Source organism: Streptomyces alfalfae (assembly GCF_004127445.1).
Taxonomy (GTDB): Bacteria; Actinomycetota; Actinomycetes; order Streptomycetales; family Streptomycetaceae; genus Streptomyces; species Streptomyces alfalfae.
Genome location: NZ_QEXM01000043.1, coordinates 329,737 through 350,830 on the forward strand (window position 1 = coordinate 329,737; position 21,094 = coordinate 350,830).

Below are 21,094 nucleotides of genomic sequence, written 5' to 3' on the forward strand. Positions count from 1 at the left end.
CAACGGTTCTGACGAAACCAACGCGATGAGTTGTCCGCGCGGGTCAGCCGGACCGCCCCACCACCAGCCAGCGCGCGGGCAGTTCGATGCGGCTGCCGTCGGCCGCGGACTCGGTCGTGACCAGCGGAAGCTCCCCCTCGGCGAGGACCGCCAGCCCCGCCGCCGCGAGATGGCGGGGCACGGCGTCGTCCACCACGTCGGCGGGCGTGAGGCCGTGCGCGAAGACGGGGGCGAGCTTGGGCGGCGGCCCGCCGGCGCTCCCGGCGAGACCGCGGAGCACGGGCCCCGCCGCCTCGGACAGCTCGACGAGGAAGGCCCTGCCGCGTTCGCCGGTCAGCGTCGCGATGGCGTCGGCCAGGGGCTGCCGGTCGGCGGGATCGCACTGGTGGAGCACGCCGCGCATATAGACGTCGGCGTCCCCCAGCTCCGTGTGGAGCAGCCCTGCCGCGTCCGCCTCCACGGCGTCGAGCCGCCGGAACTCCGCCCTGCCCGCGGGGTCGGCGCGCCGGGCGTGCTCGATCGCGGCGGCGGACAGATCGACCCCGATGACGCGGCGGAACCGGCCGGCGAGGTAGCGGGTCTGGGTGCCGTTGCCGCAGCCGAGGTCGACCAGGGGCCGCTCGCCGGACCCGAGGTGCGGTGCGAACAGGGCCAGGTGCCGGGCCGCGGCGAGGGCGGGCTCGGCGTCCCAGATGACGGCGCCCGACTCGGCGGGCGCCGCGCTCCAGAACGCCTCCCAGGCCTCTCTGTACCGACTCGTGACGCTCATGCGGGGCTCCCCGGGGTGCGACGGTCGTCCGCCGCGGCGGACCGTCGGATCGGTCTACCGCGCCGGGGGCGCACCCACAAGGCACCCGGTCACCGGGTGGGCAGGGGCAGTTCGAACCAGACCGTCTTGCCGTGGTTCGTCCGGCTCGTGCCCCACTCCGCGGCGAGCGCGCTGATGACGCGCAGGCCACGCCCCGACTCGTCGTCGGGGCCCGCGCTGAGCAGCGTCGGCAGCATGTGGTCGTCGTCCTCGACCTCGCAGGTCAGCGCCCGGGAGCGGACCAGGCGCAGATCGACGCGGCTGCTGCGTGAGTGCCGTACGACGTTGGTGACCAGCTCGCTGACCAGCAGCTCCGCGGTGTCGGCGAGCTCCTGGAGCGACCAGGCCCGCAGCTGCCCGCGCACCAGCTCGCGGGCCCTGCCGACCTCGCTGGGGTCCGGGGCGAACCGCCACTGCGCCACGTGCTCGCCCGGGATGCCGTTGAGCCGGGCCATCAGGAGCGCCACGTCGTCCTTGCGGGCGCCGCCGGCGTTGAGGGCCCGTATGATCGCGTCGCAGGCGTCGTCCATGGACGCGGCGGGATGCGCGGCGGACTCGGTGAGCGTGGCGAGGCCGACGCCGATGTCCTCGCCGCGCACCTCCACCAGGCCGTCGGTGCACATCAGCAGCCGGTCTCCCGGCGCCACGCGCACGCGGACCGACTCGAAGGGGACGCCGCCGACCCCGATGGGCGCCCCCGTGGGCAGGTCGAGGAGTTCGCTGCGGCCGTCACCGGCACGGACCAGGACGGGCGGTATGTGGCCCGCGTTGGCGAGGCGCAGCTCGCCCGCGATCGGGTCGTAGACCGCGTACAGACACGTCGCGAGATAGTGCTCGCCGAGCCGCTGCGCGAGGTCGTCGAGGTTGCGCAGGAGCTGCTCGGGCGGCAGGTCGAGAGCAGCCATGGTCTGCACGGCCGTGCGCAACTGACCCATCATCGCCGCCGAGTTGAGGCCGTGCCCCATCACGTCGCCGACGACGAGGGCGGTCCTCGACCCCGGCAGCTTCACGGAGTCGAACCAGTCGCCGCCGACCCGGCCGAGGAGCGTGCCCGGCAGGTAGCGGGTGGCGATGTCGCAGCCGGACATGCGCGGCTCGATGTGCGGCAGCATGCTGTCCTGGAGGGTGTCGGCGACGCTCTCCTGGTAGGTGTACATGCGGGCGTTGTCGAGCACGAGGCCCGCGCGGGCGGCCAGTTCGGTGCCGGTGACGCGGTCCATGTCGTTGAAGACGGGCCGCTCCCGGTGACGGAGCAGGATCATGAAGCCGAGCACCACGTCGCGCGCCTTGAGCGGTACGACGAGCATCGAGCGGTGGTTGATCAGCGGCCGGATGTCGCGCTTCTCGAACTGCGAGGCGATGGCGTTGCCCATCTCCTCGGTGATGCGCGGCACGAGCACCGGGTCGCCGGAGGTCATGCACTGGAAGAACGGCGTGTGCGCGGGAAAGGGCATGGACTCGCCGACCGGCACGACGTCGTCCCAGCGGCCCGGCTCGTCGGTGTGCTCCACGGCGACCCGGTGCCACAGGGTGGTCTCGTCCGGCGGCCCCTCCGGAAAGCCCTCGCCCGCCACGACCTGCTCGCGCAGATAGGTGCCCGCGACATCCGTGAAGCGCGGCACGACCGCCCTGCTGACCTCCGTGATCGTGCGCGACAGATCGAGCGAGGAGCCGATGCGCCCGCTGACCTCGTTCAGGAACTCCAGGCGCTCGCGCACCGCCGCGTACTCCAGGTCCTCGCCCTCGTCGTCCGGCCCGGCGGCGGGGAGGCCGTGCGCCGCGACCCGCTCGGCGCGCTCCCTGCGGGCCTTGCGCTCGGCCCGCCTCGCGACACCCCAGTCGGGGGTGACCGGCACCCGGTCGTGGTGGCTGAACTCCAGGACCGGATAGCCCAGTTCGAGAACCTGGGCGACGATGCGGGAGCTGTCCCCCACACTCATGCCGGGCAGGATCTCGGGCAGCCGGCCCGCAAGCTCGTCGGCCCCGGGGAAGTCCGTGTGCGGGGCGAAGCCGGGCGCGACGCGCTCGGCCCGCCCGCCGTGCCCCGCCCGCGCCTCGCGCCGTCCTTCCTCGGCCCCGGCCGACGGCGCGGCGTCGGCCGCCAGCACGAGCAGCCGCTCGGGGCCCGGTCCGGCCAGGGGGTACGCCCACCAGAGCACATCGGCGCGGTCGCCCCGCGGCCCCGGTGCGGTCAGCCGCGCGCGTCCGGCCGCCGGGTAGGCGATGCGGCGGTCGAGGGAGGTCTCCAGGTCGGGGCCGAGGCCGTCGTGGGCCCCGTAGCGCTCGTGGTCCTCGGGGATCGCGCCGTGCACGGGCAGCAGGTCGCCCACGGGGCGGCCGACCGCCTCCCCCTTGGCCCAGCCGAAGAGGCGGCGCGCGCCGACGCTCCAGTGCGAGACGAGACCGGCGGCGTCGACGACGACCACGGCCAGCGGTATGCGCCCCGCCACGGCACCGCGCTCCACCGGTCCGTCCGGAGTGCCCTGTCCCATGGCCGTGCTCCTTCCCGCGGCGGCGCGAGAATCTGAGGCGCCATCACCCACGGTACGACCGGGGCGTGTCGCGGTGGGGGGCAATGGCGAATTTGCCGGACGTCGGCGTCCTCCGGCGTACGCCCCCCCCCCAGGGCCCCGCCCCGGCCTCAGTCCTCGTGGCCGAGCTGGAGGTCCCGCTCGGTGCGGCCGCCGCCCGCGACCTGGAGGACCGTGGCCACCGGCGGATAGCCCGCCGCGATGACGGTGTACTCGCCGGACGACAGGTCGACGAAGCGGAACGTGCCGTCCGCCTCCGTGGTGAGGGTGTCCACGACGTTGCCCGCGGCGTCGAGCAGCGTCACGCGCGCGTCCTCGACGGGGCGGCCGCCACCGGCGCGCACGGTGCCGCGCAGCACCGCGCCGCCCGCCAGCTCCACGTCCTGGCGGGTCTCCCGCGAGGCCTGCACGCTGACGGGCAGCGCGGCGGGCCGGTAGGCGGGGGCGCTGGCCGCCAGGGTGTATTCGCCGGCCACCAGCTCGGTGATGACATAGCCGCCCTCGCGCCCGCTGCGGGTGGTGGCGACCACCTCCCCGCGCACGTCGGTGAGGGTGACGGCGGCGTCCCTGACCGGCGTCCCGTCGGCCGTCACCACCGTGCCCGCGAGGCGGCCCGCACCGCCGAGCACCACGTCCAGCTCGACGGGACGCTCGCCGACGGTGACGGTCACGGCCTGCGGCTGGTGCCCGCCGGCCGCCGCGATCAGCACGAAGGACCCCGCCCCCGGCGTGACCAGGGCGTACCGCCCGTCCTCGCCGCTCGCGCCGCGCCCGATCTGCTGCCCGGCGACGTCGATGAGGGTCAGGGCGGCGCGGGGCACCGCGGTGCCGTCGGCGTGCTGCACGGCGCCGCAGACGGGGACGCCCGCCGGGTGCGCCGTGGCGCGGGCCTGCGGGATGGGCGCGGACCCGGCGGCGGCCGCGCCGGGAGAGGGGGCGCTCGGGAAGGCGGTGCCGGGCGGGGGCGTGGGCGCGGACGCGGACAAGAGGGGGGTCTCCTTGAGGAAGAAGGCGATCAGCGTGCCGAGGAGGAGCACCGGCACGAGGTAGAGGAAGATGCGGGGCATCGCGTCGGCGTAGGCCAGGACATAGCCCTCGCGCACCGGCGCGGGCAGCGCGTGGACGAGCTGCGGGGTGAGCGACTCGGCGTCGGCGGGGCCGGAGCCCGCGGGGACGCGCTCGGCGAGGGCGTCGGCGAGCCGGTCGGCGAAGAGGGTGCCGAAGATCGCGGCGCCCACGCTGCCGCCGATCTGCCGGAAGTAGTTGTTGGCGCTGGTGGCGGTGCCCAGGTCGGCGGGGCGCACGGCGTTCTGCACGGCGAGGACGAGGACGGGCATGACCAAGCCGATGCCCGCGCCGAGGACCGCCATCCAGAGGCTGTACTGCACCCGGGAGGTGTCCGCCTCCAGCCGCGACAGCAGCCACATGCCGACGACGGAGAGGGCGCCGCCGAGGACCGGGTAGATCCTGTAGCGGCCCGTGTGGGTGATGAGCTGTCCGGAGATGACCGAGGCGCCGACGAGGCCGCCCATCATCGGCAGCATCAGCAGGCCCGACTCTGTGGCGCTCGCGCCGTCGACCATCTGCAGGAACGTGGGCAGATAGCTGGCCGCCCCGAAGAGGGCGACGCCCACGATCACACTGACGAGGCCGGTGATGTTGAAGACCGGGTCGCGGAAGAGGCGCAGCGGGATGATCGGTTCTGCGGCGAATTTCTCGGCGACGAGGAACAGCAGGCCGCCGGCCACCGCCCCGGCGGCGAGCCCGAGGATGACCCGGTCGTCCCACGCGTACTCGGTCCCGCCCCAGCTCGTGAGCAGCACCAGGCAGGTCGACGCGGCGGCGAGCAGCAGCGCGCCCAGCACGTCGATGCGGGCCCGTCCCGCAGGCTTGGGCAGCTTGAGCACGAGGGTGATGACGAGCAGCGTGACCAGGCCGAAGGGCACGTTGAAGTAGAAGCACCAGCGCCAGGACGCGTGGTCGGTGAAGAAGCCGCCGAGCAGCGGTCCGGCGACCGAGGCGAGGCCGAACGCGGCGCCGATCAGGCCCATGTACCGGCCGCGCTGCCGGGGCGGCACGATGTCCGCGATGATCGCCTGCACGCCGATCATGAGGCCGCCCGCGCCGACGCCCTGGATCGCGCGGAAGGCGATGAGCTGGTCCATCGTCCGCGACCAGCCGGCGAGGGCCGAGCCCACGACGAAGACGACGATCGCGAACTGGAAGACGCCCTTGCGGCCGAAGAGGTCGCCGAGCTTGCCGTAGATGGGCAGGCCGATGGTGGAGGTCAGCAGATAGGCGGTGATGGCCCAGGACATCTTGTCCAGGCCGTGCAGCTCCCCGACGATCTTGGGGAGCGCCGTGGCGACGATCATCTGTTCGAGGGCGGCGAGCAGCAGGGCCAGCATCAGCCCGAAGAAGACCATCCGTACGCGGCGGGGGCTGAGCCCGAGCGCCGCCGGATCAGGTGGTGGAGGCGGCGCCTGGCCGGCCCGCGGCCCACGGGGCGGCAGCGGCGCTGTCTCCACGGCCGCCGCGCCCTTCCGCCCGGCGGCCTTCACCGGCGTCGTCCCGCCCACGTACTGCTCCCCTCGTCGCGCCTGCGCCGCCCATTTCTCGCATTACGCGACAACTACGAGCAAGCGCGACGAGTTGCCCCTGCGGGGGCCGCGCGGACATCAGCGCCGGTGGGAGCCCTACGGCGTACAACGGGACCGAACGGAAAACCACTCGAAACGGTGAGCGTGAAAACGGTCCGGCGGGGGTCAGGCGGCCGGCTTCTCCACCTCGCGGGCGAGGTTGTCGAGCACCGCGCCGTAGATCCGCCCGAGGCCCTTGGGCGCGAAGGTCTTCTCGAAGAAGCCGCCGATGCCGCCCGCGCCGTTCCACACGGTGGAGACGACCACGCGCGACCTGCCCTCGCCGGCCGGGGTCACGGTCCAGGTGGTGACCATGGAGGAGTTGCGGTCCTTCTCGACCAGCTCACCGTCGGTCGGCTCGCTGACCTCCAGGAGGCAGTCGCGGATGCGCTTGCTGGTGGCCTGCAGCTTCCAGTGGACGAGGGTGCCCTCGCCGTCGCCGCCCTCGCGCACCTCGTACTCGCTGAAGTGCTCCGAGAGGATCTTCGGGCGGGTGCCCTCGTAGTCGGCGAGCGCGTCGAAGACCTCGTCCGGCTTCGCCGCGACGACCCGCTCCGTGACAGCTTCGACCTGCGCCATGGGACTTCCTCCAGCTTGGTTTCTCGGGGAGTTCACGGAAAGCCAACCACCCGGCGCGCCGGGCCCCCAAATCGGGGTCGTGCCGCGGGTGCGCTCAGCCGGGCAGCAGCCGGAGTCCGGCCCACAGCGCGACGGTCGACAGGACGAGCGCGGCCGGGGTGGTGAGCAGCCCCAGCCGGGTGAACTCCCCGATGCGCACGCGGTGTTCGTGCTGATGGGCGATGCGCCGCCAGAGCAGGGTGGCGAGGGACCCGGCGTAGGTGAGGTTGGGCCCGATGTTCACGCCGAGCAGGACGGCGAGGACCGCGCCGGGGCCCGACGGCGCGGCCAGCGGGACGAGGGCGAGGACGGCGGGCAGGTTGTTGATCAGGTTGGCCAGGAGCGCGGCGACGGCCGCGGCGCCGAGCAGCGCGGGCAGGGACGAGCCGTCGGGGAGGAGCCCGCCGAGGGCGTCGCCGAGGCCGTTGTCGACGACGGCCCTGACGACGACGCCGAGGGCGAGGACGAAGGCGAGGAAGGGCAGCGAGGCCGAGCGCAGGATGGCGTCCGGTGTGGTGCGCCTCCGCACGAGCGCCCGGACGGCGAGCACGGCGGCGCCGGCCGCCGCCGACCAGGCGGGGTCGACGCCGGCGGTGGACGCCAGCGCGAATCCGGCGAGCGTGGCGGCGACGGTGACCAGGGCGAAGAGCGGCATCTCGGGCGGTTCCCCGGTGTCCTCGCCGCTGACGGGGGCGTCGAGGTCGGCGGCGAAGAACCGGCGGAAGACGGCGTACTCGACGGCGATCGCGACCAGCCAGGGCAGCGTCATGAGCAGCGCGAAGCGCGTGAAGCTCAGCCCGGTCGCGGTGAACGCGAGGAGGTTGGTGAGGTTGGAGACGGGCAGCAGCAGCGAGGCCGTGTTGGACAGGTGGGCGCTGGCGTAGACGTGTGGTTTGGGCCGGGCGCCCATGCGGGCCGCGGTGGCGAAGACCACCGGGGTGAGCAGGACCACGGTGGCGTCCAGGCTGAGCGCGGCGGTGATCACCGAGGCGAGCCCGAAGACGGCGGCGAGCAGGGTCCGCGGGCGGCCCGCGGCACGGCGTGCCATCCAGGTGCCGCACGCGTGGAAGAGGCCTTCGTCGGCGCAGAGCTTGGCGAGCACCAGGACGCCGGCGAGGAAGCCGATCACGGGGCCGAGCCGCGCGGCCTCGTCCCGCACGTCCGCCCAGGGGATCACCCCCGCCACCACCAGGAGCGCGGCGGCCGGCACCGCGAAGACGGCCTCGGAGCGGCCGAAGGGGCGTACGACGGCACAGATCAGGACGACGGCCAGGGCGGCGGCCGACAGGAACTCGACGAGCATGCTGCGCATCATCCCTGGCGCCCCGGGCTCCGCCCCAGGTGGGGAGGTGGATCCGGACGAACGCCGGGGTGGCGGGCCCGGCCCCGGCGGCGTGGGTGGCGGGCTCGGCGGCGTGGGTGACGGGCTCGGCGGCGTGGGTCGAGGGCTCGGGGGCGTGGGTCGCACGATCAAGGGAACATGTGTTCTATTCTGTGGTCAGTGCTACCTAGGAGGCGTCATGCGCTGGGAGAATCTCTCCGACGGACCGCGTCAGGGCCCGGCCGACGCCGCGCTGTTCGGCGCGGACGCGATTCATACCCGCACCTTCGACACCCCTGAGTTCGCGGGAATGACCTTCCACGAGATACGGGCCAGGTCGATCGTGAACCGCGTGCCCGGCGCGTCACGGATGCCGTTCGAATGGACGGTCAATCCCTACCGGGGGTGCACGCACGCGTGCGTCTACTGCTTCGCCCGCAAGACCCACAGCTATCTCGACCTCGACACCGGACTCGGTTTCGACAGCCAGATCGTCGTCAAGGTCAACGCCGCCGAGCTGCTGCGGCGCAAGCTGGCCTCGCCCCGCTGGCACGGCGACCACATCGCCATGGGCACGAACGTCGACTGCTACCAGCGGGCCGAGGGACGCTACCGCCTCATGCCGGGAATCATCAGGGCCCTGCGCGACCACGGCAACCCCTTCTCGATCCTGACCAAGGGCACGCTGATCCTGCGCGACCTCGACCTGCTGCGGGAGGCCGCCGCCGTGACGGACGTCGGCATCTCCGTCTCGGTGGGCTTCACCGACCGCGAGCTGTGGCGCACCGTCGAGCCGGGCACGCCCGCCCCCGAGCGACGCCTGGACGTCGTCCGCACGCTGAGCGAGCACGGCATCGGCTGCGGGGTCCTGATGGCCCCCGTGATCCCCTTCCTCGGCGACCACCCCGACCAGCTGCGCGCCACGGTGCGGGCCATCGCCGCCTCGGGGGCGACCTCGGTGACGCCCCTGGTGCTGCACCTGCGGCCGGGGGCGCGCGAGTGGTTCATGGCCTGGGTCGGGCAGCACCACCCTCATCTCGTACGGCGTTACGAGCGGCTGTACGCGGAAGGGGCCTACGCCCCGAAGTGGTACCAGCGGCGCGTCACCCGCCATGTGCACGAGCTGGCCGAGGAGTTCGGCATCGGCCCCTCGCGCGCGGGTGCCGCCCGGCGGATCCCGGTGCCGGAGCAGCCGGAACCCGCGGGCCCCGCGCAGCTCACCCTGCTGTGAGGGCTCGGCGCCGGCTTGCCCCCATTGCTCCTTTCGGGGCATTCACCAGCAGAGCAACCCGGTCCCGGCGCTCTCTTCGGGGACGATGCATCCGAGGTCGTACCGTGCACGGCCCGGATCTCGCCCCGGACAGCTGGGAAACCGATGAACACACGCGCCGTCGCCCTCCGTTCCCTCGCCGCGCTCGCCGGGACGGCCGCCGCGCTCACCGGACCGGCCGCCGCGCTCACGCCCGCCGCGAGCGCCGCCCCCGGCGTCCGTGACACCGCCCGCGCCGCCCCCCTCGCATGGGAGAAGTGCGCCACCAAGGCCTACCCGAGACTCCAGTGCGCGTCGCTGAAGGTGCCCCTCGACCACCGGGACCCCGGCGGCAGGAGGATCACCCTCGCCCTGTCCCGCGTCCCGCACACCGCGAGGACCTCGCAGGGGCCGCTCCTGGTGAACCCCGGCGGGCCCGGCGGGAGCGGCCTCTCCATGGCAGGCTTCGTCGCGAAGTCGCTGCCGGCGAAGGTGGCGGCCCAGTACGACGTCATCGGGTTCGACCCGCGCGGCGTCGGCCGGAGCAGGCCCGCGCTGAACTGCCGCCCCGGCCACTTCGCCCCCGTACGGCCCGGCAGCCTGCCCGCCACGCCCGCGCTGGAGAAGATTAACCTCGACCGGGCCCGCGCCTTCGCCGACGCCTGCCACGCGAAGTACGCGGACGTGCTGCCGTTCATCGACACGGTGAGCACGGCGCAGGACATGGACGCCATCCGCGCGGCCCTCGGCGCCCGGCGCGTCAGCTTCTTCGGCTACTCGTACGGCACGTATCTGGGGGCCGTGTACGGCAGGCTCTTCCCGCAGCGCGTGCGCCGCATGGCGCTCGACTCCGTCGTCGACCCGACGGGCGTCTGGTACGACGCCAACCTCCGCCAGAACCTCGCCTTCGACCTCCGCCACAAGGCGCTGATGGCCTGGATCGCCCGGCACGACGACGCCTACGGGCTCGGCGGGGACCCGGCGGCGGTCGAGGCCCGGTGGTACGCCATGCGCGACGGTCTCGCCGCGCGCCCCGCGGGCGGGAAGGTGGGCCCGGCGGAGCTGGAGGACACCTTCCTGCCCGGCGGTTACGACGACCGCCACTGGCCCCGCCTCGCGCATGCGTTCGCCGCCCACGCGGACCAGGGCGACGCCCGCCCGCTCGTCGCCGCCTACGAGGACCTCGCGGCGAGCGACGCCGAGAAGGAGAACGGCTACAGCGTCTACACCGCCGTGCAGTGCAGGGACGCGCTGTGGCCACGCGACTGGGGGACGTGGCGCGCGGACCACGCCGCCCTCCACGCGAAGGCCCCGTTCACCACCTGGAACAACGCCTGGTTCAACGCCCCCTGCGCGTTCTGGCGCACCCACCACCTGAGCGCCCCCGACGTCCTTGGCGCGAAGCTGCCCCCGGTCCTCCTCTTCCAGGCGACGGGCGACCCGGCGACGCCCTACGCGGGCGCCCTGGCCATGCACCGCAGGCTCCCCGGCTCCCGCCTGGTGGTGGAGTCCGGCGGCGGCAACCACGGCATCACCCTGAACGGGAACACCTGCCTGGACACCCACCTGGCGTCCTACCTGGCCTCGGGCAAGCTCCCGCGGGACCGCGGGGAGGGCGCCGACGCGACCTGCGCGGCGGGCCCCGAACCGGAGCCGCGGAGCGCCGGGGCCGCGCCACGTGCCGTCCCGGCGGCCGGGCGCGGGGTCCTGCCGCCGCGCTGAGCCGCCTCAGTCGGGGAGCCGTGCCAGCGCCGCCGCCGCCGCTGCCGCGAGGCGCGGATGGTTGCGAGCCGCCGTCAGGACCGGGCGCGCGCGTGCGTCGCCGAGGGCGCCGAGGCCCTCCACGCAGGCCAGGGCGATCTTGCCGAAGGGGTCGTGCGGGACCAGCCTGCGCTGAAGGGTGGTGATCAGGGCGGGGGCCGACTCCGGGGCGCGGAGTTCGGTGAGGAGGCGTACGGGATGGAGGGCGTAGGCGACGCGGAGTTCGTTCGTCGCCAGGGCCGCCGCCGCCCGTGCCGTGCGCGGGTCGCGCAGGCGTGCCAGGGCGTAGGCCGCGGCGGCGCAGCGGGGCGGGTCGCGGTGGTTGAGGAGGAGGACCAGGGACTCGAAGGCCCTGCGGTCCCCCGCGACGCCGAGCCGGACGGCGGCCAGCTCCCGGGTCCACAGGGGCTGCCCCGGGGAGACGAGCACCCCGGCGAGCTCGTCGAGGTCCCCGGTGGCGACCAGCTTCTCGTACTGCTCCGACTGATCGGGCGAGGCCTCCGCCTCGCGGCGTAAACGCGCCGTCACCGTCCGCAACTCCGCATCCATGGCCGTGAGCCTAATGGGCGCTCGCGGCGGGCGGCGACGTAGATCACAGACATCCGGGGCTGGCGCGCTCGTTACTCGCCGGTTAATCTCATGTGAGCGGGGCACACTCCCCGTAGCAGTTCCCTTTCTCGCGGTGGCCTGGTGACGCAGCCGCCGCGGTGTTGGTCGGTTCGGCACCTCTCAGGCATCCCAGTACGACGTCGGCTCCGGGACAGGGCCCGTCGGCTTCTCACCGGTGCGCGCGGCGACGCCGCCCGGACAGGACAAGCACCACTTTCCGCACGCCTCGCAAGCGCCAGACGCCCGCGTGCGCCCCTCAGTCGTCACTCTCCTCCTGGAGTCCACCCATGGACGCTCCCCTGAACACCGTCGCCGTCGTCGGTCTCGGCACGATGGGCACCGGCATCGCCGAGGTCCTGGCCCGCGGCGGACGCGAGGTCATCGGCATCGACATCAGCCAGGCCGCGGCCACCCGCGCGGTCGCCTCCCTGGAGGCGTCGACCGCCCGCGCGGTGCGCCGCGAACGCCTCACCGAGGAGGAGCGGCAGGACATCCTGACCCGCTTCCGCACCTTCACCGACCTCCGGGCCGCCGCCGACGCCGACCTCGTGATCGAGGTCGTGCCCGAGTCGTACGAGGTCAAGCAGCAGATCATCCGCGGCCTCGACGCCGTGGTGCGCCCGGAGACGATCATCGCCACGGGCACCAACGCGCTCTCGGTGACGCGGCTGGCCGCCGAGTCGGCGCGCCCCGAGCGCGTGCTGGGACTGCACTTCTTCAACCCGGCGCCCGCCATGAAGCTCGTCGAGGTCGTCTCGTCCGTCCTCACCGCGCCCGCCGCCGTCGCCACGGTCACCGACCTCGCGCAGGCGCTCGGCAAGGAACCCGTCGCGGTCGGCGACCGCCCCGGCTTCGTCGCCGACGGGCTGCTCTTCGGCTACCTCAACCAGGCCGCCGCGATGTACGAGGCGAAGTACGCCTCCCGCGAGGACATCGACGCCGCCATGCGGCTGGGCTGCGGCCTGCCGATGGGGCCGCTCGCCCTGCTCGACCTGATCGGCGTGGACACCGCCCGCACCGTGCTCGACGCCATGTACGCCGAGTCCCACGACCGGCTGCACGCGCCCGCCCCGATCCTCAAGCAGCTCAGCGAGGCGGGCCTGACGGGGCGCAAGGCGGGCCGCGGCTTCTACACCTACGCCGAGCCCGGCGGCGCCGACGTGGTGGACGACGCGCTGACCCCGCGCGAGGACGAGCGGCGCGTGCAGGGCCGCGCGGTGCGCTCCGTCGGCGTCGCGGGCTCGGGGACGATGGCGTCCGGCATCGCGGAGGTCTTCGCCAAGGCGGGCTACGACGTGGTGCTCGCCGCCCGCACCGACGAGAAGGCGGCGGCCGCCAAGGCCCGCGTCGGCACGTCCCTCGCGCGCTCGGTCGACAAGGGCAGGCTGACGGCCGGGGCCGCCGCCGAGGCCCTGGAGCGCATCACCCCGGCCGCTTCGTACGAGGCGTTCGCCGACGTCGACCTGGCGCTCGAGGCCATCGCCGAGGACCTGGAGGCCAAGCGGCAGCTCTTCGCGGCGCTCGACAAGGTCTGCAAGCCCGGCGCGGTCCTCGCGACCACGACCTCCTCACTGCCGGTGGTGGCCTGCGCCCGCGCCACCACGCGCCCGCGCGACGTGATCGGCCTGCACTTCTTCAACCCGGCGCCCGCGATGAAGCTCGTCGAGGTGGTCCGCACGGTGCTGACCGCCGACGACGTGCACGCCACCGCCCGCGAGGTCTGCGCGAGCATCCGCAAGCACCCGGTGGACTGCGGCGACCGCGCGGGCTTCATCGTGAACGCGCTGCTGTTCCCCTACCTCAACAACGCGGTCAAGATGGTCCAGGAGCACTACGCCTCGCTCGACGACATCGACGCCGCGATGAAGCTCGGCGGCGGCTACCCCATGGGCCCCTTCGAGCTCCTGGACGTCGTCGGCCTGGACGTCTCGCTGGCCATCGAGAAGGTCCTGCACCGCGAGTTCCGCGACCCGGGCCTCGCCCCGGCGCCCCTGCTCGAACACCTGGTGGCCGCGGGCTGCCTCGGCCGCAAGACGGGCCGCGGCTTCCGCGAATATGCGCGGCGCTGAGCCGGCCGAGGATCGCGCGGACGGCAGGACGGACTGGGGCGGGCTGCTCGGCCCCTCGGGCAGCCCCGTCCCGCAGGAGCACCGCGGCGCGCATATGCAGTACGTTCGTGGCATGTCCAAGGCCGCCAAGTCCTCACGCACACCCGCTACGCCCGACGCTCCGGAGAGCGCGGCGGGCAACCGCGCCGCCGCCCAACGGCTCAAGATGCGCAGGGAGCTGGCGGCCGCGGCCATGGAGCTCTTCGCGTCCAAGGGGTACGAGGCGACGACGGTCGACGAGATCGCCGCCGCCGCGGGGGTGGCACGCCGGACCTTCTTCCGCCACTTCCGCTCCAAGGAAGAGGCGATCTTCCCCGACCACGACGACACCCTGATCCGCGCGGAGGCGGTCCTCAACGCCGCTCCCCCGCACGAGCACCCGCTGGACACGGTGTGCCGCGGCATCAAGGAGGTCATGAAGATGTACGCGGCCTCGCCCGCGGTCTCCGTGGAGCGCTACCGCCTCACTCGCGAGGTGCCCACGCTGCGCGAGCGCGAGATCGCCTCGGTGGCCCGTTACGAGCGGCTCTTCACGCGCTATCTGCTCGGCCACTTCGACGAGCAGGCGCACCACGACGGCAACGACGACCCGCTGCTCGCCGAGGTCGCCGCCTCCGCCGTGGTCACCGCCCACAACCACGTCCTGCGCCGCTGGCTGCGGGCCGGCGGCCAGGGCGACGTGGAGACGCAGCTCGACCGCGCCTTCGCGATCGTGCGCAGGACCTTCGGCTCGGGGATCGGCGCGGGCCGCGACACGCTGCCCGCCGCGGGGTCCGCGACGGCGTCCGCGCAGGGTGAGGTCCTGGTCACGGTGGCCCGCACGGACGCCCCGCTCGACGAGGTCATGCGGACCATCGAGAAGGCCCTGCGCGAGCGTTCATAGCACTGTTCGTTGTCACCGTTCGGCCCGTTTTGACCTGGGCATTCGAGGGGGCGCTACCCACCGGTAGCGCCCCCTCTGTCATGCCGCACACCCCTCTGACCTGCACTGATCGATCATCGGTCAAAAAGTTCTGGCACCCAGTGTCTTGCCGACTGGCACGCGGTGCCATACGTTGAAGGAAGTCCGGGCGGCCGGCGTACAGCGATCATCCGTACGCCGGCTGTCCCCTCAAGCCACGGCTTGTGCGCCCGGACGCCTGCGTCACAGGCACCTCCCGCGCCCCACCAGGGCGTCGCCGAGCACCACCCTTCGCCGAACCGACGGCACACCTCCACAGCACCGCAAGCACCCCGACGTAACCCTCAAGCAGCGCATCCCCCCGATGTGCTTCTTCGCCGGAGGCAAAACCGTGAAGGAAATCCTGGACGCGATCCAGTCCCCGGACGCCACGTCCGCCGACTTCGCCGCTCTCCCCCTGCCCGACTCGTACCGCGCGATCACCGTGCACAAGGACGAGACGGAGATGTTCGCGGGCCTCGAGACCCGCGACAAGGACCCCCGCAAGTCGATCCACCTCGACGACGTGCCGGTCCCCGAACTCGGCCCCGGCGAGGCCCTGGTGGCCGTCATGGCCTCCTCGGTCAACTACAACTCCGTGTGGACCTCGATCTTCGAGCCGGTGTCCACCTTCAGCTTCCTGGAGCGCTACGGCCGGCTGAGCGAGCTCACCAAGCGCCACGACCTGCCGTACCACATCATCGGTTCCGACCTCGCGGGCGTCGTGCTGCGCACCGGGCCCGGCGTGAACGCCTGGAACCCCGGCGACGAGGTCGTCGCGCACTGCCTCAGCGTCGAGCTGGAGTCCTCCGACGGCCACAACGACACGATGCTCGACCCCGAGCAACGCATCTGGGGCTTCGAGACCAACTTCGGCGGCCTCGCCGAGATCGCGCTCGTGAAGTCCAACCAGCTCATGCCGAAGCCCGACCACCTGAGCTGGGAGGAGGCCGCCTCGCCCGGCCTGGTGAACTCCACCGCGTACCGCCAGCTCGTCTCCCGCAACGGCGCCGGCATGAAGCAGGGCGACAACGTGCTGATCTGGGGCGCGAGCGGCGGCCTCGGCTCCTACGCCACCCAGTTCGCGCTGGCCGGCGGCGCCAACCCGATCTGCGTGGTGAGCAGCCCGCAGAAGGCGGAGATCTGCCGGGCGATGGGCGCCGACGCGGTCATCGACCGCAACGCCGAGGGCTACCGGTTCTGGAAGGACGAGCGCACCCAGGACCCCAAGGAGTGGAAGCGCTTCGGCAAGCGCATCCGCGAGCTGACCGGCGGCGAGGACATCGACATCGTCTTCGAGCACCCGGGGCGCGAGACGTTCGGCGCCTCGGTCTACGTCACCCGCAAGGGCGGCACGATCACCACCTGCGCCTCGACCTCGGGCTACATGCACGAGTACGACAACCGCTACCTGTGGATGTCCCTCAAGCGCATCATCGGCTCGCACTTCGCCAACTACCGCGAGGCGTGGGAGGCCAACCGGCTGATCGCCAAGGGCAAGATCCACCCGACCCTGTCCAAGGTGTACTCGCTCGAAGAGACCGGGCAGGCGGCGTACGACGTGCACCGCAACCTCCACCAGGGCAAGGTCGGCGTCCTCGCGCTGGCGCCCCGCGAGGGCCTCGGCGTGCGCGATCCGGAGAAGCGGGCCCGGCACATCGACGCCATCAACCGCTTCCGGAACGTCTGAGCGCAGTGAGGAGCAGCGGCACATGACAGAGCGTCAGAAGGACCGGCCGTGGCTGATGCGGACCTACGCCGGTCACTCCACGGCGGAGGCGTCCAACGAGCTGTACCGGCGCAACCTCGCCAAGGGGCAGACGGGCCTCTCGGTCGCGTTCGACCTGCCCACGCAGACCGGCTACGACCCCGACCACGTCCTCGCCCGCGGTGAGGTCGGCCGGGTCGGCGTGCCGGTCTCGCACCTCGGCGACATGCGGCGGCTGTTCCAGGACATCCCCCTGGACCGGATGAACACCTCGATGACGATCAACGCCACCGCCATGTGGATCCTGGCGCTCTACCAGGTGGTCGCGGAGGAGCAGGGCGTCGACATCGGCGAGCTCCAGGGGACGACGCAGAACGACATCGTCAAGGAGTACCTCTCGCGCGGGACGCACGTCTTCCCGCCGGCGCCCTCCCTGCGCCTGACCACCGACATGATCACGTACACGGTGGCGCACATCCCCAAGTGGAACCCGATCAACATCTGCAGCTACCACCTCCAGGAGGCGGGGGCCACGCCGGTCCAGGAGATCGCGTACGCGATGTCCACCGCCATCGCGGTCCTCGACGCCGTACGCGACTCCGGGCAGGTCCCCGAGGAGCGGTTCGGGGACGTCGTGGCCCGCATCTCCTTCTTCGTGAACGCGGGCGTCCGCTTCATCGAGGAGATGTGCAAGATGCGGGCGTTCGGACGGATCTGGGACCAGGTCACGCGGGAGCGGTACGGCGTCGAGAACGCCAAGCAGCGCCGGTTCCGCTACGGCGTGCAGGTCAACTCCCTGGGGCTCACCGAGGCCCAGCCGGAGAACAACGTCCAGCGGATCGTCCTGGAGATGCTGGCCGTCACGCTCTCCAAGGACGCACGCGCGCGTGCCGTCCAGCTCCCCGCCTGGAACGAGGCGCTCGGCCTGCCCCGCCCCTGGGACCAGCAGTGGTCGCTGCGCATCCAGCAGGTCCTCGCCCACGAGAGCGACCTCCTGGAGTACGAGGACGTCTTCGCGGGCTCCCACGTCATCGAGGCCAAGGTCGCCTCACTGGTAGAGGAGTCCCTCGCAGAGATGGCCCGCATCGAGGAGATGGGCGGCGCGATGGCCGCCGTCGAGTCCGGCTACCTGAAGTCGCAGCTGGTCTCCTCGCACGCCGAGCGCAGGGCGCGCATCGAGTCGGGCGAGGAGAAGATCGTCGGGGTGAACTCCTACGAGTCCACCGAGCCGAGCCCGCTCACCGCCGACCTGGACGCGGCCATCATGACGGTCGACCCGGCCGTGGAGGCCCGCGTCGTCGCCGCCCTGCGGCACTGGCGCGACACCCGCTACCAGCCGCCGTTCAACCACCCGCGCCCCTGCAAGGCCCTCCAGCGCCTCAAGGAGGTGGCCGCGGGGACGGGCAACCTCATGGAGGCCACCCTGGAGTGCGCGCGGGCCGGCGTGACGACCGGAGAGTGGGCGGGCGCCCTGCGGGAGGTGTTCGGCGAGTACCGGGCGCCCACGGGCGTCTCCAGCGCTCCTCTGGCCGTCACCGCCGAGGAGGGCACGCCGCTCGCCCTCGTCCGCGACAAGGTGGCGAGGACGGCCGCCGACCTCGGCGTCGGCAAGCTCCGCTTCCTGGTCGGCAAGCCCGGCCTCGACGGCCACTCCAACGGCGCCGAGCAGATCGCGGTGCGCGCGCGGGACGCCGGCTTCGAGGTCGTCTACCAGGGCATCAGGCTGACGCCCGAACAGATCGTCGACGCCGCGCTCGCCGAGGACGTGCACGCGGTGGGCCTGTCGATCCTCTCCGGCTCACACGCCGAGCTCGTGCCGGACGTCCTGACGCGCCTGCGTGAGGCGGGCGCGCCGGACATTCCCGTGATCGCGGGAGGCATCATCCCCAACAGCGACGCCGAGGACCTTCTCGCGGCGGGTGTGGCGGCCGTCTTCACCCCCAAGGACTTCGGCATCACGGAGATCATCGGCCGTATCGTCGACGAGATCCGGAAAGCGAACAAGCTCGACCCATCGGAGGTCCCCGCATGACCGTGAACCGTCTCCGCCCCCGGCGCTCCTGCCTGGCCGTACCGGGCTCCAACCCGCGTTTCCTGGAGAAGGCCCAGGGCCTGGCCGCCGACCAGGTCTTCCTGGACCTGGAGGACGCCTGCGCGCCGCTGGCCAAGCCGGAGGCCCGGCACACCATCGTGACGTTCCTCAACGAGGGCGACTGGACGGGCAAGACACGGGTCGTGCGCGTCAACGACTGGACGACGGAGTGGACGTACCGCGACGTCGTCACCGTCGTCGAGGGCGCGGGCCAGAACCTCGACTGCATCATGCTGCCGAAGGTCCAGACGGCCGAGCAGGTCGTCGCGCTCGACCTGCTGCTGAACCAGATCGAGAAGACCATGGGCTTTGAGGTCGGCAAGATCGGCATCGAGGCGCAGATCGAGAACGCGCGGGGCCTGAACAACGTCAACGCCATCGCCGAGGCGTCGCCGCGCCTGGAGACCATCATCTTCGGCCCGGCCGACTTCATGGCGTCCATCAACATGAAGTCCCTGGTCGTCGGCGAGCAGCCGCCCGGCTACCCGGCAGACGCCTACCACTTCATCCTGATGAAGATCCTGATGGCGGCCCGCGCCAACGACCTCCAGGCGATCGACGGCCCCTACCTCCAGATCAAGAACGTCGACGGCTACCGCGAGGTCGCGAACCGCGCCGCCGCCCTCGGCTTCGACGGCAAGTGGGTCCTGCACCCCGGCCAGGTCGAGGCCGCCAACGAGGTCTTCTCCCCCTCCCAGGAGGACTTCGACCACGCCGAGCTGATCCTGGACGCGTACGAGTACTACACCTCGGAAGCGGGCGGCAAGAAGGGCTCGGCGATGCTCGGCGACGAGATGATCGACGAGGCCAGCCGGAAGATGGCCCTGGTCATCTCGGGCAAGGGGCGTGCCGCCGGCATGACCCGCACCTCGAAGTTCGAAGCCCCGGAGGCCTGATCCCATGCAGTTCGGCCGCACCTACGAGGAGTTCGAGGTCGGCGCCGTGTACAAGCACTGGCCCGGCAAGACGGTCACCGAGTACGACGACCACCTCTTCTGCCTGCTCACCATGAACCACCACCCCCTCCACCTGGACACGAACTACGCGGAGAGGACGACGGACTTCGGCAAGAACGTCGTCGTGGGCAACTACATCTACTCGCTGCTGCTCGGCATGTCCGTCCCGGACGTCTCCGGCAAGGCCATCGCCAACCTGGAGATCGAGTCGCTGAAGCACGTGGCGCCGACCTTCCACGGCGACACGATCTACGGCGAGACCACGGTCCTGGACAAGACGCCGTCCCGGTCCAAGAGCGACCGCGGCATCGTCCACGTGGAGACGAAGGGCTACAAGCAGGACGGCACGCTCGTCTGCGTCTTCCGCCGCAAGGTGATGGTGCCCACCGAGACGTACATCAAGGAGCGCGGCGGGGAGCAGCCCGGCCGCCCGGAGCCGAAGATCCAGGAGAAGCGGTAGCCATGAGCCGACTCGCGCAGACCGCCGGTCTCACCGACATCCAGCAGGAGATCCTCGCCACGGTCCGGGACTTCGTCGACAAGGAGATCATCCCGGTCGCGACGGAACTCGAACACCGTGACGAGTACCCGCAGCAGATCGTCGACGGCCTCAAGGAGCTGGGCCTCTTCGGCCTGATGATCCCGGAGGAGTACGGCGGCCTGGGCGAGTCGCTGCTCACGTACGCCCTGTGCGTCGAGGAGATCGCCCGGGGCTGGATGTCGGTCTCCGGCATCATCAACACCCACTTCATCGTCGCCTACATGCTCAAGCAGCACGGCACGCAGGAGCAGAAGGAGACCTTCCTGCCCCGCATGGCGGCCGGCGAGGTGCGGGGCGCGTTCTCGATGTCGGAGCCGGCGCTCGGCTCGGACGTGTCGGCGATCACGTCCAAGGGTGTCAGGGACGGTGACCACTATGTCCTCAACGGCCAGAAGATGTGGTTGACGAACGGCGGAACGTCCACTCTGGTGGCCGTCCTGTGCCGGAGTGACGAAGGACACCCCAGTCCGGAGGCGGCCACCGCCCCCCACAAGTCGATGACCACGTTCCTGGTCGAGAAGGAGCCCGGCTTCGGCGAGGTCCGGCCCGGTCTCACCATCCCGGGCAAGATCGACAAAATGGGCTATAAGGGTGTCGATACGACGGAACTCATCATGGACGGACTGCGAATTCCGGCCAATCGTGTGCTCGGCGGGACCACCGGCCGGGGGTTTTACCAAATGATGGACGGTGTGGAGGTCGGGCGCGTCAATGTCGCGGCCCGTGGCTGCGGCGTCGCGCAGCGTGCGTTCGAGCTGGGCGTCTCGTATGCCCAGCAACGCCACACTTTCGGGAAGGCCATCGCCCAGCACCAGGCGATCCAGTTCAAACTGGCCGAGATGGCTACCAAGGTCGAGGCCGCCCATGCGATGATGGTCAACGCAGCACGCAAAAAGGACTCCGGGGAGCGAAACGACCTCGAAGCAGGGATGGCGAAGTACCTCGCCTCCGAGTACTGCAAGGAAGTCGTCGAGGACGCGTTCAGGATTCACGGCGGTTACGGCTTCTCGAAGGAGTACGAGATCGAGCGCCTCTACAGGGAGGCGCCGATGCTTTTGATCGGTGAAGGTACCGCCGAGATCCAGAAAATGATCATTGGTCGTCGACTGCTCGAAGAGTATCGAATCCAGGGCTGATTGTCCGATTCGGGGGTATTTCTCCGCGAAGAAGATCACACCCTGTCAGCACTCTTCGGCCGTCGACTCGGCTTCCT

15 protein-coding genes are annotated in these 21,094 nt (G+C 71.9%); 9 read left to right on the forward strand and 6 right to left on the reverse strand.

Features of this window, described 5'->3' with window-relative positions; translation table 11 throughout:
• Positions 1 to 43: 43 nt before the first annotated feature.
• The 5 genes from DCW30_RS24395 to DCW30_RS24415 all read right to left on the reverse strand — a co-directional run bounded on the left by DCW30_RS24395 (position 44) and on the right by DCW30_RS24415 (position 7,899).
• A complete protein-coding gene (locus DCW30_RS24395; protein WP_076683529.1) occupies positions 44 to 769 on the reverse strand; it encodes a class I SAM-dependent methyltransferase in 726 nt (241 codons plus the stop codon).
• An 89-nt stretch (positions 770 to 858) separates the two neighbouring features.
• Positions 859 to 3,300 carry an ATP-binding SpoIIE family protein phosphatase gene (locus tag DCW30_RS24400; protein WP_076683532.1) on the reverse strand — a complete coding sequence of 814 codons (2,442 nt, stop codon included), beginning with the start codon at positions 3,298 to 3,300 and terminating at the stop codon, positions 859 to 861.
• Between the two features lie 149 nt (positions 3,301 to 3,449).
• A complete protein-coding gene (locus tag DCW30_RS24405) occupies positions 3,450 to 5,918 on the reverse strand; it encodes an MFS transporter (protein ID WP_418347009.1) in 2,469 nt (822 codons plus the stop codon).
• A 186-nt stretch (positions 5,919 to 6,104) separates the two neighbouring features.
• Entirely contained in the window at positions 6,105 to 6,557 is a 453-nt protein-coding gene (locus tag DCW30_RS24410; RefSeq protein ID WP_062780505.1) for an SRPBCC family protein, read from the reverse strand.
• Positions 6,558 to 6,651: 94 nt separating this feature from the next.
• On the reverse strand, positions 6,652 to 7,899 hold the full coding sequence (locus DCW30_RS24415; RefSeq protein WP_076688663.1) for an SLC13 family permease: 1,248 nt from the start codon (positions 7,897 to 7,899) through the stop codon (positions 6,652 to 6,654).
• A 217-nt stretch (positions 7,900 to 8,116) separates the two neighbouring features.
• On the opposite strand from DCW30_RS24415, the gene DCW30_RS24420 reads away from it, so the two are divergent.
• Together DCW30_RS24420 and DCW30_RS24425 are read left to right on the forward strand one after the other, a co-directional pair.
• Positions 8,117 to 9,148: an Rv2578c family radical SAM protein gene (locus DCW30_RS24420; RefSeq protein WP_076683533.1), complete on the forward strand. Its 1,032-nt coding sequence runs from the start codon at positions 8,117 to 8,119 to the stop codon at positions 9,146 to 9,148.
• Positions 9,149 to 9,292: 144 nt separating this feature from the next.
• Positions 9,293 to 10,888 (forward strand): alpha/beta hydrolase, encoded by a 1,596-nt coding sequence (locus DCW30_RS24425; RefSeq protein ID WP_076683535.1) that lies wholly within the window; start codon positions 9,293 to 9,295, stop codon positions 10,886 to 10,888.
• Positions 10,889 to 10,894: 6 nt separating this feature from the next.
• On the opposite strand, the gene DCW30_RS24430 is transcribed toward DCW30_RS24425, so the two are convergent.
• Entirely contained in the window at positions 10,895 to 11,476 is a 582-nt protein-coding gene (locus tag DCW30_RS24430) for an adenylosuccinate lyase (RefSeq protein WP_076683537.1), read from the reverse strand.
• A 347-nt stretch (positions 11,477 to 11,823) separates the two neighbouring features.
• Between DCW30_RS24430 and DCW30_RS24435 the strand changes: the two genes are divergently transcribed.
• The 7 genes from DCW30_RS24435 to DCW30_RS24465 all read left to right on the forward strand — a co-directional run bounded on the left by DCW30_RS24435 (position 11,824) and on the right by DCW30_RS24465 (position 21,017).
• Positions 11,824 to 13,605 carry a 3-hydroxyacyl-CoA dehydrogenase family protein gene (locus DCW30_RS24435; protein ID WP_076683538.1) on the forward strand — a complete coding sequence of 594 codons (1,782 nt, stop codon included), beginning with the start codon at positions 11,824 to 11,826 and terminating at the stop codon, positions 13,603 to 13,605.
• A 94-nt stretch (positions 13,606 to 13,699) separates the two neighbouring features.
• Positions 13,700 to 14,527, forward strand: coding sequence for a TetR family transcriptional regulator (locus DCW30_RS24440; RefSeq protein ID WP_205576654.1), 828 nt, complete (start codon positions 13,700 to 13,702; stop codon positions 14,525 to 14,527).
• 409 nt (positions 14,528 to 14,936) lie between these two features.
• Positions 14,937 to 16,274 (forward strand): crotonyl-CoA carboxylase/reductase, encoded by a 1,338-nt coding sequence (gene ccrA / locus DCW30_RS24445; protein WP_076688665.1) that lies wholly within the window; start codon positions 14,937 to 14,939, stop codon positions 16,272 to 16,274.
• Between the two features lie 22 nt (positions 16,275 to 16,296).
• A complete protein-coding gene (locus tag DCW30_RS24450) occupies positions 16,297 to 18,324 on the forward strand; it encodes a protein meaA (RefSeq protein WP_076683540.1) in 2,028 nt (675 codons plus the stop codon).
• The gene (locus DCW30_RS24455; RefSeq protein ID WP_076683542.1) at positions 18,321 to 19,280 is read left to right on the forward strand and encodes an HpcH/HpaI aldolase/citrate lyase family protein; all 960 of its coding nucleotides are present in this window, start codon (positions 18,321 to 18,323) and stop codon (positions 19,278 to 19,280) included. The genes DCW30_RS24450 and DCW30_RS24455 overlap by 4 nt, the downstream gene beginning before the upstream one ends.
• A gap of 4 nt (positions 19,281 to 19,284) precedes the next feature.
• On the forward strand, positions 19,285 to 19,800 hold the full coding sequence (locus DCW30_RS24460; RefSeq protein ID WP_076683543.1) for a MaoC family dehydratase: 516 nt from the start codon (positions 19,285 to 19,287) through the stop codon (positions 19,798 to 19,800).
• A gap of 2 nt (positions 19,801 to 19,802) precedes the next feature.
• Positions 19,803 to 21,017, forward strand: coding sequence for an acyl-CoA dehydrogenase family protein (locus DCW30_RS24465; RefSeq protein WP_062780527.1), 1,215 nt, complete (start codon positions 19,803 to 19,805; stop codon positions 21,015 to 21,017).
• Positions 21,018 to 21,094: the final 77 nt, after the last annotated feature.